The organism is Leptolyngbya sp. AN02str, from assembly GCF_050565595.1.
In the GTDB taxonomy this organism is placed as follows: Bacteria; Cyanobacteriota; Cyanobacteriia; order Elainellales; family Elainellaceae; genus Kaiparowitsia.
The window spans coordinates 140,592-155,436 of record NZ_JBNXVR010000008.1; the positions used below are offsets into that span (position 1 = coordinate 140,592).

Genomic DNA, 14,845 nt, shown 5'->3' on the forward strand with positions numbered 1-14,845 from the left:
GTTTAGGGCGAAACATGGCAGACCCAATTCACGATCCGATTTGGATAGACTCAACCGATTTACTGAATCGGTACGGGTTTGATATGGGCGCATTTAGCGCTGATCAGCTCGTGGGCTACTGGGCGAGAAATTATCCTCTGTTGTGGATTCGCTCGGCAATTGTTGAAGCGTTGTATCAAGGGCGCTACAAGTCGGTATCCGTGGGGCAAATTTTGTCGCTCTGGCAGCGTCGAGGGCAACCCCTGCATCATTACAATTTTGAGTTTGAACGAATTGTCTGTGACAGTTTTGGTCCGTTGCCAACGGATGGAGAATCTGTTTCTAGCCAATCAGGGCCTCAGGCGATGACTCAGTCGGTCGATCAGGCCACTGTTGAGGATGCTACCCAGCGATCGCCCCAATCTGCCACGACTGCTCCGACTGGTTATTCTCCCAGATCGGCGATCGCGCCCCTAAATCCCCAGACCCCAATTGATGTGCCTGCCCAGGTCGTTGAAGCCAATACTCTGGGGTTGGCCTCCCATCGCTTGTCTCCGCGCCATGCGCCTCAACCCATTGGTGTGGATCTAGCCGATTTGATGAACCCGGATGAGTGGTGGGTCGCCGATGCTGGCAAAAATCCCATTCACAACTTCGTGCCCGAATCAGAAGGCTCGGTCTTTTACGAAAAGCTGCGCTCGGTGGCCTATGGAGAAGGGGAAACCGTCGCTCAGGAGTTTGCAGATGATGGAAGAACGGACGTGGCGATCGCCACAGAACCAGCGATCGCCACAGAGCCAGCTTCAGAAGACGTGCAGTCTGCTGAGTAGACGAGAAGCCACACAAGCTGCAACGTTATTCCACGCGCTGTAGCGCGGTGAGCTTGGGATCAACAATTTTTTGTCCCAGTCCAGGAAACTTAATCGCTAAACAGATTTTGTTGCCTGCCCCAAAGATGTGGGTGACTTGCCCAGCGCCAAACGCCTTGTGCACCACCTTGTCGCCCACCGTCCAGTCATCGGCGTGGATGTTGGGCATGGTGGAGGTTTCTCGTTTGGCCTTCATTTCCCGAATGGGGGTTGCCATGCGCTTGGGAACTGCCGTTGCCGTATTGCTCAGCAGCATGTCGGGGGGCAATTCCCCCAAAAATAGCGACGGGCTAGCGGGTTCGCGGTTGCCATATAGGCGGCGTTCGCGGGCGTGGGTAAGGAATAGCCGCTCTTGGGCGCGAGTAATGCCCACGTAGCAGAGGCGGCGCTCTTCTTCCAGCGCTGCCGGATCTTCGAGCGAGCGGAAGTTGGGAAACAATCCCTGCTCCATGCCCACCATAAACACCACGGGAAATTCCAATCCCTTGGAGGAGTGCAGGGTCATCAGCGAGATAGCCTGCTGGCCTTCCTTCACATTATCCAGCTCAGAGGCGAGGGAGGCATTGGCGATGAAAGCCAGCAGCGATTTGTCCTCATTTTCTTCTTCAAATTGCAGGGCAGCGTTGAACAATTCCTGGACGTTGCCAATGCGATCGCGCGCCTCGTCTGTATCTTGTGAGTTCAGGTCGGCAATGTAGCCAGAATCATCCACAATGCCTTGCAAAATTTGGGAGGCTTCCAGGGTCTCGATCTGCTCCTGCCACTTTTGCAGCGTTTGCGCGAATTGAATCACGGCTTTGCCCGAGCGCCCTGCCAAGGTTTGCACCGACGTTTCATCTTGCAAGATGGTCCACAGTGGTACGTTCAATTCCTGAGCGGCTTGCTTGAGGCGATCGACCGTGGCTTTGCCAATGCCGCGTCGGGGTGTGTTGATAATGCGCTCAATGCTCACACTATCATCGGGGTTGGCGATCGCCCGCAAATAGCTCAGCACATCCTTAATTTCTTTGCGATCGTAGAACCGCAGACCACCCACAATCGTGTAGGGCAACTGGAACCGCGCCAAAATTTCCTCCAACGCCCGCGATTGGGCATTGGTGCGGTAGAGAATGGCAAAGCTGCCCCAGTCCAGTTCTGGATGACTATTTTGCAAATCTTGGATCGTTTTAATGACAAACTGCGCTTCCAACGTTTCATCATCGGCCCGATAGACGTAGAGCGATTCTCCCTCGCCTCGCGTCGGGCGCAACACCTTGTCGATGCGCTCGGTGTTGTTTTCGATTAAATGGTTCGCCACTTGCAAAATGTTGGACGTAGAGCGGTAATTCTCTTCCAGCTTTACCATGGTGCGTGTGTCGTCATCTGGCAGGCTGTCGCCAAAGTCTTCCTGAAAGCCTAACAGGATGCGAAAATCGGCTGCACGGAAGGAGTAAATCGACTGGTCTGCATCGCCGACAACGAAGACCGAGCGATGGTTCCAATCCTTAAATTCGCTGGCTGATTCGCCATTTGTCACCAGTAACCGAATCAAGTCATATTGCGTTCGGTTTGTATCCTGATATTCATCCACTAGAATGTGTCGGAAACGTTTGTGCCAGTATGCTAAAACTTGTTCATTTTGGCGGAATAGTTTTACAGGAATCAGGATCAAATCATCAAAGTCAACTGCGTTATTCGAAGCGAGCGATCGCTGATATTCCCCATATACATCCGCAATCACCCGCCCACGATAGTTAGGCTGTTCGCGCTCCACATCGGATGGAGCGAAACCCTGGTTTTTGGCGTTACTAATGGCAAATCGCAGCGATCGCGGATCAAACTTTTTGTCATCCAAATTTTTGGATTGCACAATTTGTTTGACCAAACTTTGGGCATCGGATTCGTCGAAGATGGAAAAAGTGCGCGTCCACTGGCCGCTATTGGGATCGCGATACTTCTCAATATCAAACCGCAAGATGCGGGCGCATAGTGCGTGAAACGTGCCAATCCACAGCTCTTTCGTAATATTTTTGTAAACGAACGATCGCAGCTTCGTTTGTTCGTAAGCGGGCAGGGCTTCTAGCGGCTTACCGTGCTTACGCAACGATTCCTGCTCGGCAAACAGCTTTTCAATCCGCTCCTTCATTTCGCGGGCGGCCTTGTTGGTAAACGTCACCGCCAGAATGTTTTCGGGATTGACGCGATGATGCAAGATCAGGTTGGCAATGCGAAACGTTAGGGCTCGTGTTTTGCCAGAGCCTGCGCCTGCCACCACCAGCAGTGGCCCACAGTAATGCTCAACTGCTTGTCGCTGAGCGGAGTTGAGTTGCCGAAGAAAATCAACAGATTGAGTCATGAAGGCAGCAAAGAGAGGCCGACGCCCAAATGCAAGGAATCGTTTCTAGTCTAAAGCACCTGTTCGCTCCTTGGGTGATCCAATCCGGTTTATCTAGTGTGGGTGGCCGATAAAAGGGCCAGATATTGTGTGGATTGGGCTAATGGTGTATCTCTGCAACCAACCTCGGTTCGATTTGGTTAGCGAATTAGCAATATTGGCGATCGCGGCGCAGAGTTTTCGGGTTTGGTTTTTAATGGTGCCGGGAGACTCAGAATATGTAAGCTATCCAGCCCGATCAAACGTGGCAGGATGGGTTGGCAGGGTGCATGTTAGCTGTAAGAGGCCGCTGGCAACGCAATCGTAAACGTCGTTCCTTGGCCGGGCTTGGACTGGCACGTGAGCATGCCTCCATGCTGATCATGAATAATTTGCTGACAAATGGCTAATCCCAGTCCGGTTCCTTTACCCATAGGCTTGGTGGTAAAAAAGGGTTCGAACAAGCGTTGCTGAATGTGTTGAGGGATTCCTGGCCCATTGTCCACAATTTGAATCCTCACCTGATCATCATTCGTTCGTTTAGTGTGAATCCAAATTGTGGGAGAAAAGTTCTCTGTTCCATCCATTTGTTTTGATTTGGTTGCCTCTTCGAGTGCATCGATTGCATTCACCAATAAATTCATAAACACTTGGCTGAGCAATCCTGAATAGCATTCAACTTTTACTGTTGGCTGATATTGCTTAACCACGGTAATTTCAGGCAAGTGATATTCAGTGCCTGTAACCTGTACCAGTTTGGCCTTGAGCCGACTGTTTAGAATGAGAAGCGTGTTGTCTAGCTCTTTTGCAATATCCACAAACTGTCGCTGCTTGCCCTCATCCATGCGCGAAAAGTTGCGCAACAGTCGTGTAATTTGTAAGGCGCGATCGGCTCCCATTTTCATGGATGCCATGAGCTTTGGCAAGTCTTGCATGACGAAGCTAAGGTCAACTTGCTCGCTGGCGGATTGAATTGCGTGAACGGGGTCGGGATAGTGGGTGCGATACAGTTTCAGGACAGATAGAACATCCTGCATGTAGGTTTCTGCATAGCTGAGGTTGCCCACGACAAAGTTGAGGGGGTTGTTCATTTCGTGAGCGATGCTGGCGAGCATGCTACCAAGCATTGCCATTTTGTCGGTGTGCACCAGGCTAAAGTTCACCGGGGCCAATGCCGATCGCGGCTTAACAATCAACAGTTTCCAATACACGTGGGGAATGTGAAACACACAGGCGATCGCCCCTTCTTGTAAACATTCATCATTGGCAATTTCAAATCGTTGCAACAAATAGTTGGTGCGATCGTGCTCGGCCAATGGATCGGCCAGGATAGCGGCAATTTGCTGTTCGTTGGCGATTCCCGTGGCGTATTCGTTGAAGCTTTGGGCGATCGCTGCACCTCGTGGAGTTGTGCGGCTTGCTTCTATCATCTCAGCGTCAATGGTGTTGACAGTCTCTAGCAATACGGCATACTGGGGCGATCGCTGGGCCAACTGTTGCACCGATTCCAGTCCAAATTGACTAGCTGCATTTTCTAAGTCTGGAGTCTTCCAGGCTGGAGTGGGCAACGTCAGAAACTGATTGCCAGAATCTAGCACAACCCCATAACCGCCAAGGCTTTGCTGCCATATGTCGAGCATGTTTTGCAAGGCATCTAGCTGCAAATCCAGCGCAACAACACCCCGAAAAGTGTCACCAGATCCAAGGGGTGTTGTGCAAGTAATCACTCGTTCACCAGAATTGGGATGAACATAAGCCTTGCCCCAAAAGCATTGGCCCGGTTTTAACTGCTTGCTAACTTGGTACCAAGTTTCTTGCTGATACTTCGGTGGTGCTGTTTCATAATCATGGGTCTCAACGCGCACGCTCGGTTCATTTCTCGCAAAATACAAGCTGTATCCTGCGTGCTGATCGTGCAGGGCAAACGGCTCAATCCAAACGCCACAACTAGCGATCGCTGGCTCTCGTTCAAAATCCACGACGGCTGCAAGGAGCTGGTGCAACACCGACTGAGAGTGTAATGTCGTACTCACAATGGAGGATAAGGTACGAGCAATGGCTTCAATGTCTCTAATTTGATTATTGAGATGCAGAACCAACATATTCCCAATATGATCTGCTGGTTGAGATGCTTCATCCAGCATGGCGCTCTGCGGCTTTACGTTCATGGGATATGGTGACTGGTAAGGGTGGTGTTTCAGCTTGAATTCACTACGCCGAATTGTGAACTAGTGTGCCCGTGCGGTCAAAATAATCGCATATACAGCGATTTTTTTTGAAAGAACTTTATTGATTTCTACCTTTTGGTACAGATACGATTAAAGCTTGGGGATTTCTAGCGAAATAAGAATTTGGCATGCTCTTAACCAGGGCTTAAAGCATGCATAGAAACTTCTTATTGATAACCACGATTCTCTAAGATTAATTCTTGGTTGCTTCATCAAAAACGTAAAATGCGATCGCTTCTCCACAGTTGTTTCTCTACACGGGAATGCATCATTCCTCAACCAATGTTTGCAACCTCAAGTCTTTGATTACTATTTGCAAAAACACCAATGCTATGAGCAGTTTTGTAGTTTAAACGCCAAAAACAGCTTAAACTTTGTGCACTTAATCTTGCTTATCTAGCAAAGCTCTCCGAGAGCAGTCCCACTGTCGGATTCTGCTCTGTCAATACGCACGCAACAATGAGTATTTCGGTGTATCCAGAGCTGACGGGCTGTTCCAAACAACGAGTGTTTCGGTGTATCCAGAACCGACGGGCTGCTCCAAACAATTGCTTTGTTCATTGGCTGACTCATCTATCAATGCTGTCAGTTCTGGGAATTGTTCAGAGTTGGGCGATCGCATACCAGGGATTTTTGCAGACCCAGGTCAGACGTCGCACAGAGGGCTATTGCCAGAGATAAGATTTGCCGAGCCTGACTGGCTTTGGCTTTGCCTCAAATGGTTTATATTTTCTTGGGCACTTGCAAGATAACTAGTGTACTTGGCGATCGCTTCGTTTGCATTTTCGGTATAGATCGAACCTGGGCTAATCGATTGCAGCAGAGCAATCGATTCTTGCCATAGAGTAACAGCGGCTTGCCAATGCTCAATTGCCACCATTGGTGAGTCGTCTTGCTGAGAAAACGCGGCTTCATCGTGAGTGGCGGCTTGCTCTGCCCTGGCATAGGCCTGCTCAACCAAAGCCCGATCAAAATCTGAGATGAGGAATCGCCCCGCTTTTCTATCGTATTGTTGGGGATCATCTAGAATTTTTTGCGCTAGTGGGCGAACATTGGGAGACCCCACACAGGCTTGATGGTTGTTGGCAAATGCAATCGCCCTGTTCAGGCTCCCAAAGCTTGCAAGCTGGATTTGCCCATTGATCGGTTGCGTGTTGGGCTGTCTGTCCTCAATACAAAAGTCTTCTCCAATCTGATTCATCCGTTGTTGCGTCACGAAGACAGGACGCCAGAGCACAATTTCTGGTAGACCTTCAACTGCTTGCCCTACGGTATCTCCACATCTTTGGCTTGCCAAGCCAGTTCTGGAACCCTGAGGGCTTTGAGATGTTGAGTTAGCATCTGTTGCGGGTTTCAACGCTCCTGCCGAGGATTTAGAGACCAGCCTGTTTGAGGAACCCCCAAGCATGAAACCCACTGAAAATGGCACCGCAATACTCAATGTGCACAATGCCACCGCCAGTAATGGAAGCTTAGGAGATTCTTTCAGCAGGGAATAGCCCACATCGATGGAAACGGCGATCGCATTCAGGGCTTTCTCCCACAGGCTTAAGCCTTGATAGTCAGAGTTCTTGATAGTCTGTATTCCAACACCACAGCGCTTTAAAAACCAATTAATGCTTTGACGGGAAACTTCCATCGACAGTTTTAGAGATTTGGAGAAATCTCGATCGAGAATGACGGAACTGTCGCTGCTGTTGATGATCCACAGCGTGTTATCCCGATCAAATCTATAAGGTAAATAATGGTGATCAAAATTAGGTAATCGGTAGAGATCCGCCAGCTCGGTCAAAATATTCGCATTTTCAGAACTGTTCGGATGCAATAGGCGAAATAAAATCAGCTCTGCTTCGCTATACCGTTTCTGCTGGATGTACAGCCTGGATAAATCATGCAAAACTTGATGCATTGACGATGGGGAAGTGTTCAGCTCTTGATAAGCTGCCAATGCTTGCAGATATAGCGATTCAGCTTGCTTTAGCTTTCTGCCTCCTTGATCTCTAGCAGTATTGGCCAAAGTTGCCAGAGTTGAAGCTAAGTGTTCCAATTCTGTTAATTGTTCTTGAGATAGCGTTGAAACTTGACTGTGAGCGTTTTGCTGATTGGGCCACCAAAAGGAATAAAACTTGGAAAAGCGGGTGAGCTTTGTAGAGATGGCTTGAATGTCATCGCCTAGCCACTCTTCCATAAGCCTGAAAGCTTCATCATACAAAGGTTTGGCAGGAGTCCGTTGGTTTTGATTCCATAGCTCATCTGCAGCCTTCAGCAGACAATTTGCCCCAGCCTTTTTAACAGCCTGAACTCGGCTGAATTTTTCTAATTTTGAATGAATATAAATTCGAGCTAAAGGGTTAATCAAAAACTGCTCGCTATCCCGATAGAGCTTTTCCAAAAAGTAAATACTGTGCAACTGTTCGTAAGCGGTATTCACCATTTTGGGAATTGATCTGAAATTTGAGAATTCTTTCAAATGCGTCAACTCGTTGACCATATCCCAAATCCAGCCGATACGAATTTCGTTGAGTTGAAAGAGAGCGAAAAGATAGGCGAATAAAGGAGTGAATTCTTCTTTCTGTCCACATAGAATTTCCCAGGCGTGATCTAGATGAAGTACAACGCTTTCCATGGATGGATGATCGAGCTTCTTTTCACACCACTGATGCAGGTATTGGGATAGGGATACGTTGGGGTGATTTTTCAAGAAATTTGCAGCAGCGTATATTGCTAAGGGTTGATTACCTAGCAGCATACATAGCTCCATGGCCTCATGTTCATGAATATCGCTGTTGGCAATACCTAAAACTTCTTTGAAAAAGGCAGTGGAGTTTTCGATAGAGAATGGAGCGAGTCTGAAAATGGTTTGACTCGGCTCCAAACGAATTTGAGTTGTGATAAGCACATGCAGTTCTACAAAGAGTTGAGACTGAACTGCTTTGATTTGATCAATGCAACTATCTGGATTGGGAACATCATCGACAATCCAAAGCACTCGCGCTTTAGAATTTGTTTCAGAATAGGTTCTAAGCACACCAATATTGCTTCTAAAATCTTCGTAGCTAGACCAAATTGCTCCTCCTAAATAAATGTCTTTGTATTGGAGTAAGTACTCGATCGCAAACTCGGTTTTTCCGGTACCACTCATGCCGCTAATGACAGCAACGTGACTGCCAGCTTCGAGTGCAATTTTGATCGCATCGAGTTGACTTTCCTGAATTAAATGATTAGTTTTGGCGCTACGAATTCTATCTGGAAGTAAATCTAGCTTTGGAGAAGATTTGTGAGCGCTATTGTCTTGAATGATTGTGACGTGAACATCACTAATGTGTAGATCTCTGCCGGCCCGAAGATCTGATAGCGTTTCAACCTGAATCGAAGTAGACGAATCGGTGGAATAGGTAGTCATGGTGCATATCTAACCTTGTGTTTGGTTCAAGCCGTCGATCACGAGGTTGCCTTTTGTAGAGATATGGCTGGCTGCTGTTTGGGAGCTAGGAGCTTCAGATATTTGGCTTAAGTTCTTCATGGTCAAGTTACCCGCAACTTTGATTCGTGTTGCTAGTTCTTGAATGGCTTGCTCTTTCGATTTTTGAGCGACATTGGAAATTGTTAGGTCTTGCTCAACTTCTAGATCGCTCGCTAGCACTTGGCGAATTACGGTGGTTGCGATCGCCTCTATGCTTGTAGCAACTTCGGGTTCTTCTTGTGCGATCGCTGCAATTTGTTGGCTGACCGATTCCAGTTGAGCTACCCCCAGGTCAGTTGCAGGTAAGGCTTGAAGTTGCTCGATTTCAGACGCTAAAGTAGGACGCTTTTTTCTAAGCAATTGCATCAAACCCGCACTTTGCTGAACGGATTGATCCGCAATCATTTCACCAAATCGAGCCAAAGAACCTTCACTAATTTTGACAAGAATTTGAGTGGCAATAACCGCAGCCGCAGACAGAGTAATGGGATCCATAGCACCCGACCTCATGTTCTATTACTGATTCCTAACGGCTGGGTGCAAGAAAATATTCAGCCCCAGAGCAAAATCTCTGAGGCTATTCCAAAACGGCTGACTCTTAACCCCGAATTGCAGCCAAAAATATGTTCATTGCCTCCAGCTTAGAAGGCTGTTTCACACACGCTACCAACACAGCCGGATCAAGGTCGGGGAGAAATTCACTACGAGCGATCGCATCTTACGCAAGCACTACAAACTGCCTACTGCTGTGCCTCCTCATCGGAGTCGGGCATGTACTCAATCAAATCATTGGGTGTGCAGTTCAGGTATTTGCACAATGCATTCAGCGTTTCACCACCGATATGTGGCAATGTGTCCTGGTTCTTCATTCGCGAAACCGCATTAGGATGAATCCCCAACTGTTCTGCAAGCTCTTTATTAGTCACGCGTTGCCGCGCCATAAGTTCTCGCAATCGCCAACGAACCGCCAAAGTAATCCTTAAAGGTGTCGATATAAACACTTAAAGTGTGTGTTAATATCTCCATAGCTATAAACCAGAGCGTTGCAGCGACCAACTCCTCAGCTCTGGCTGACCTTTCACAATGCAATGGAGACAACTGAATTATGACCTATAGCAGTCGCTTACGAAAGCGGTGGGTGGTTGTGCGCCTACTGCCCAACATGCAGCGTGTAGATGTAGCATGGTGCTTCACCTTTTCCGATGCGGAAGGCTATGCCAAACTGTTGCAGCGGCTTGATCCAACTGTTCGATGTGTGGTGATGTTTGATGCGGGGTCGCCTCAAAAGGCTGAGCAAGTGAAGCGATCGCCCACACGTTCCCGAGTTTAGGTGAGAACTCCTCCCTAGCTTCTTGATGGCGGAGGCGCAAGAATTCCCGCCAAAGCACCGATCGCACCTGTACCCAGTGCAGTAAGCAGTTCAGGCGTGGGTTTTCCATAAACCTGAAGCAAAATAGTACCGACAATGCAGCCTATTACTGTTAGTGCTAAAGTCATAACGACCATACGGTAAGTCCATAAATCGCCGCTGGGTAGTGCTTTAGGGCTACTGTAGTTTTCTCTCTTTGAGTTTCTGGTCAACATAGAGGTCTCCTTAGACGATGATTTGTCGGTAGTCAATATGAATCAGCATTAGCGGAAATAACAACTAGGCCTTCCAGCACTGGAACGGTGTGCAGAGAGAGACAGTTAAATAACAGCTCTGCAAGGCTCTAGCCCTAGGGATGAGGGAGGATTTGCATCATTATGTAGCACTCCTGCTATAAGCTAGCTTATAGCGTGCCGTTGTGATAATCTAGGTTATAGCACAGCCCTGCTGGACTGTGTAGATCTAATTTTTGGTCTTGTACTTATGGCACTTCTAACTGTCCCACTTGAAGAACTAGGGAAAATCTCTCAAGGGATTACCGCTAGTCGCTACGCAAACAGTCAAGGGACTGTTTACCGTCTTGTGAGCGTAACTGATCTAGAAGGCCTTTACATAAGGGATACCCAAGCTAGTGTTCAAGTTGCTGTATCAGATATTCAGCGATATCTGCTTCGAGAAAATGATGTAGTTATCGCAATTCGAGGCTCTATACTTAAGTCCTCTGTGGTAACAAAAGCTTTACAAAGCAGTATCTCTAATCAAAACACTGTTTTCTTCCGACCAAAGTTTGTAGATCTTGACCCTTTATATTTGGCTGTATTGCTGCGATCGGAGTATTTTCGACAGCTCCCATCTTTCAGGGAAAGGCAGTCTACTACGACTTTACCTGCCATTCGAGTTTCTGATCTCCGTAGTTTAAAGATTCCCTTGCCAGATCCACAGACTCAGGCTCAAATAGCTCAACTCTTTCTATCTATTGAACAAGCAAAGAAGGTGGTATTTGAATCGGTCGAAACTCGTCAGAGACTTGCTAATGCTGCTCTTGTTAAAGCTTTAGGAGTATGAAGATGCTGAGTGAGTTGAAGGTAAAACGTACACTTTCGCGGGTAATAAAGGATTTATCTTTCAGATATTCTCTAAGTGAGATTGAAATTTCCATTTTAAGGCTACTTGTTTTTAAGAGGCTATCGGATTTAACGAACGAGGATGATCAAACACTCTCTCTTCCTACAGGGGTACACTGGTCTGTTCTTGAACAAGAGAAGTCCGATCTTGCTGAAAAACTTAATAAAATTCTAAAGCTTATAGAGGAAGATAATCCTCATCTTAAAGGGGTCCTGATCGATTCAGAAATTAATTTTTGGGCTAGGTTTGATGATAAAACCCTATCGCACATAATCAATCTATTGTCCGAACTAGATCTTAGTGGTAAGGATCCTAACGACTTAAAGCAACTCAGTGAAGTTGATGCATGGCTCAGTGAAAATTATGCGTCAGAAGAAACTCACATACGAGGGGTTTATACTCCACGGCAGCTTACAAAAATGATGGTTCAATTAATGAATCCACAACAGGAGACGAGTATTTATGATCCTGCTTGTGGCTCTGGTGAGTTTTTGACTGAAGCTGTTAGATTCATTAGAGAGAATGGAGAGGATGTCTCTAGAGCAAAAATATATGGGCAGACAGCGAGCATCCGAGAATGTGTGATTGCAAAAGCGAACTTAATACTTCACGGGATTGATAATCCTAATATTCGTCAGGGGGACATTATCTTTGAACCTTGCTTTGAAAGTGACGAAATGGGATTGTTCGATATAGTACTGCTCAATCCGCCCTTTAATCTCAAGCATTCACAACACGAGATCGATATAATTCGTGAATCTAATGAATTTGTTTATGGAGTTCCTAGCAACGGTATTGGAGATTTCCTATTCGTTCAACGAGCTGTTCACTCCCTTAAAAAAGCCGGAAGAGCAGCGATAATGCTGCCACGTGGAGTTCTTTTCCGTGAAGGGGGCGAAGAGGTCATCCGAGAAAAAATGATTAAAGACGACTTAATTGAAGCAGTTATTGAACTGGCTCCGGGGCTTTTCTATGGAGTCTCTATTCCTGTCACAGTCATCATTTTTAACCGAGATAAGCTTCACAAAGAAAATGTTTTGTTTATTGATGCAAGTCGTGAGTATAAAGCTGGAAGAGGTCAAAATCTTCTACAGGCTGAGCACATTGAGCATATCGTATCTACCTATCATGAATTAAAAGAGGAAGAAGGATTTGCGAGATTAGTATCTGTTGACGAAATAGCTGACAATCAATACAACTTAAGCGTAAATCGTTATGTCACTGTTGCAAATATCGAACAAATTGATATTTGCTCCGAAATCCAGAAGCTCCGTCAGTTGGAGAAAGAACGTTCTGAGCTTGAGGAAAAGATAGATGTTTATCTAAAGGCTTTAGGAATCAAAATTTGAATCACCAATTACGATTTGCTAAATTCGCAAGTGTAAAGAGTACCTAAGCGCAGGCATTTGAGTTTGGCTCAAAATTTCATGTAGTCCCTTTATAACTATTGAGTTGATTTACTCGGGTTCTCCTAGAATGTCGGGAGTGCAAAGCGCTATTTTGAAGATGCCTTGCACTCCTTGTTTACTGAATCAACTAGTTGATGCCCTACACGATCGCATCTTCCTTCACGAGTTTGTCCCAGCCCAAATCTTTGAGGGCGGTGTTGCGGCGGAGGGGGCGAGTGGCGAGTTCCAAAATGTCGCGGGCGTTGCTAAAGCCGTGAATTTGGGCAAAGGTGAACTCCACCGACCACTTGGTGTTAATACCGCGAGCTTCGAGTGGGTTGGCGTGGGCCATGCCCGTAATCACCAGGTCGGGCTTCAGGTCGTAGATGCGCTGAACCTGATTGTAGTTGTCGGGCTTCTCCACAATGCGGGGTAGGGGAACGCCCATCTCGCGGCAGGTTTTCTCCAGCAGTTCTAGTTCGCCGCCCTGGTAGCGCTTATCCATGTAGGGAATGCCGATTTCGGGTACCGTCATGCCGCAGCGGATGAGGAATCGGGCCAGCGAAATTTCCAGCAAGTTGTCGCCCATAAAGAAGACCGACTTGCCCCGCAGAATGCTGAGGTAATCCTCCAGGTTGGCCCAAATTCCGGCTTCCCGCTCATCCAGCCCCTTGGGCTCAATGTTAAATACTGAGCAGATCTTCTCGATCCAGGCGCGGGTGCCATCGGGGCCAATGGGAAACGGTGCGCCGATGAGCTTGCACTTGCGGCGACGCATCAGCGTGGTGGCGGTGCGCGACAGGAATGGGTTCACGCCACACACATAGGAGCCTTCTTCCAGCACTGGCAATTCGGTAAACCGCTTGGCGGGCAGCCAGCCAGAGACTTTGATGCCCTGCTTCTTCAGTTCCAGCGTCAGCTGCGTGACGACGGGATCAGGCAAGGAGCCGAACAGCACCAGAGGCGGGTGATCGACATATTCCGACTCTTCCGCTTTCACGTCTTCTTGCTTGCGGCCAAAGTTCAGCAGCTTTTGAATACTGTTGCGCTCGTCTTTTTCCGTCTCGGTGTCGGGGGCTTTGCTGGGGCAGCGTTGGGCCATGGCCGCCAGTACCGTGTCTTCGCCCTGGGTAAAGGCGTAATCCAACCCGTTGGCGCGGGCGACCACAATGGGAATGCCAATCTCGCCTTCTAGCTTGGGAGCCAGCCCTTCCAGATCCATTTTGATGATTTCGGTGGTGCAGGTGCCAATCCACACAATGACGCTGGGATTGCGATCGCGCTTAATTTGTTCACACAGTCGCTTTAGCTCGTTGTAGTCGTTGAGCTGGGCCGAAATGTCTCCTTCCTCCAGCTCTGCCATGGCATAGCGCGGCTCAGCAAAGATCATCACGCCCATGGCATTTTGCAAGAAGTAGCCGCAGGTCTTGGTGCCAATGACCAAAAAGAAGCTGTCTTCAATTTTTTGGTACAGCCATGCCACACAGCTAATGGGGCAAAAGGTATGGTAGTTTCCCGATTCACAGTCAAAATTCAGCGCTTGGGGCTGAGCATCTGCAAGAGTCATGGTTAAAGTCCTTATCAATGGAGAGGGGAGCAAACAGGAGCCAGGACACGGTTGAAAACGGAGTGATTAGCTGCGCGTTGGGCGATCGCCCCGTTTGCGCGATTCTTCGCCAGCTCCTTCGCAGGCTTCGTCAATCATGGTGGGAAGCTTGGTTGGCTTGCGGTTGGGAATGTCGTTAAGAGCCAGTTCACCGCCAGGAAGCATCCGCATCGGGTCTTTTGCTTCTATTTTGTCGAGCGCTTTTAGCTCATCATCGGGGTTAAAGTTGAGCCCCAGTGCCACTACGATGCGATCGGGATTGTTGTTCAAGTCCACAATCAGCGGTAGCAACTGCATGAGCTGTGGTTCAAGCGTCGTGAGCGTGCCAATAATGAAGCCCGATGACGGGCGGCGCTGCCCATCGCAATCAACCCAAACGGCCAGCTTGGTCAGCCAGGGTCGATTCTCGCGATAGTAGTTGAGCCATCGAGCTTTGAGGGATTGACGCAGATACTGGATGTTCAC

12 protein-coding genes are annotated in these 14,845 nt (G+C 48.0%); 4 read left to right on the plus strand and 8 right to left on the minus strand.

What is annotated here, in order from left to right:
- Positions 1-14: 14 nt before the first annotated feature.
- Complete coding sequence (locus ACQ4M4_RS08580) at positions 15-809, plus strand: hypothetical protein (protein ID WP_430684070.1); 795 nt, start codon at positions 15-17, stop codon at positions 807-809.
- A 25-nt stretch (positions 810-834) separates the two neighbouring features.
- Here the strand turns inward: ACQ4M4_RS08580 and pcrA are convergent, their stop codons facing one another.
- The 5 genes from pcrA to ACQ4M4_RS08605 all read right to left on the minus strand — a co-directional run bounded on the left by pcrA (position 835) and on the right by ACQ4M4_RS08605 (position 9,893).
- Positions 835-3,183, minus strand: coding sequence for a DNA helicase PcrA (gene pcrA, locus ACQ4M4_RS08585; RefSeq protein WP_430684071.1), 2,349 nt, complete (start codon positions 3,181-3,183; stop codon positions 835-837).
- 311 nt (positions 3,184-3,494) lie between these two features.
- The gene (locus ACQ4M4_RS08590) at positions 3,495-5,369 is read right to left on the minus strand and encodes an ATP-binding protein (RefSeq protein ID WP_430684072.1); all 1,875 of its coding nucleotides are present in this window, start codon (positions 5,367-5,369) and stop codon (positions 3,495-3,497) included.
- 706 nt (positions 5,370-6,075) lie between these two features.
- Positions 6,076-8,832, minus strand: a complete 2,757-nt coding sequence (locus ACQ4M4_RS08595; RefSeq protein WP_430684073.1) for a hypothetical protein — start codon at positions 8,830-8,832, stop codon at positions 6,076-6,078.
- Between the two features lie 9 nt (positions 8,833-8,841).
- A complete protein-coding gene (locus tag ACQ4M4_RS08600) occupies positions 8,842-9,387 on the minus strand; it encodes a hypothetical protein (protein ID WP_430684074.1) in 546 nt (181 codons plus the stop codon).
- Between the two features lie 245 nt (positions 9,388-9,632).
- On the minus strand, positions 9,633-9,893 hold the full coding sequence (locus ACQ4M4_RS08605) for a helix-turn-helix domain-containing protein (protein WP_430684075.1): 261 nt from the start codon (positions 9,891-9,893) through the stop codon (positions 9,633-9,635).
- Between the two features lie 104 nt (positions 9,894-9,997).
- On the opposite strand from ACQ4M4_RS08605, the gene ACQ4M4_RS08610 reads away from it, so the two are divergent.
- The gene (locus ACQ4M4_RS08610; protein WP_430684076.1) at positions 9,998-10,222 is read left to right on the plus strand and encodes a hypothetical protein; all 225 of its coding nucleotides are present in this window, start codon (positions 9,998-10,000) and stop codon (positions 10,220-10,222) included.
- A 14-nt stretch (positions 10,223-10,236) separates the two neighbouring features.
- Here ACQ4M4_RS08610 and ACQ4M4_RS08615 read toward each other — a convergent pair whose 3' ends face one another.
- Complete coding sequence (locus tag ACQ4M4_RS08615; RefSeq protein ID WP_430684077.1) at positions 10,237-10,476, minus strand: hypothetical protein; 240 nt, start codon at positions 10,474-10,476, stop codon at positions 10,237-10,239.
- A gap of 268 nt (positions 10,477-10,744) precedes the next feature.
- Between ACQ4M4_RS08615 and ACQ4M4_RS08620 the strand changes: the two genes are divergently transcribed.
- Positions 10,745-11,326, plus strand: a complete 582-nt coding sequence (locus ACQ4M4_RS08620; RefSeq protein ID WP_430684078.1) for a restriction endonuclease subunit S — start codon at positions 10,745-10,747, stop codon at positions 11,324-11,326.
- A gap of 2 nt (positions 11,327-11,328) precedes the next feature.
- Entirely contained in the window at positions 11,329-12,735 is a 1,407-nt protein-coding gene (locus ACQ4M4_RS08625; RefSeq protein WP_430684079.1) for an N-6 DNA methylase, read from the plus strand.
- Between the two features lie 199 nt (positions 12,736-12,934).
- On the opposite strand, the gene ACQ4M4_RS08630 is transcribed toward ACQ4M4_RS08625, so the two are convergent.
- The gene (locus tag ACQ4M4_RS08630) at positions 12,935-14,341 is read right to left on the minus strand and encodes a ferredoxin:protochlorophyllide reductase (ATP-dependent) subunit N (RefSeq protein ID WP_430684080.1); all 1,407 of its coding nucleotides are present in this window, start codon (positions 14,339-14,341) and stop codon (positions 12,935-12,937) included.
- A 66-nt stretch (positions 14,342-14,407) separates the two neighbouring features.
- The gene (locus ACQ4M4_RS08635; RefSeq protein ID WP_430684081.1) at positions 14,408-14,845 is read right to left on the minus strand and encodes a DUF5331 domain-containing protein; all 438 of its coding nucleotides are present in this window, start codon (positions 14,843-14,845) and stop codon (positions 14,408-14,410) included.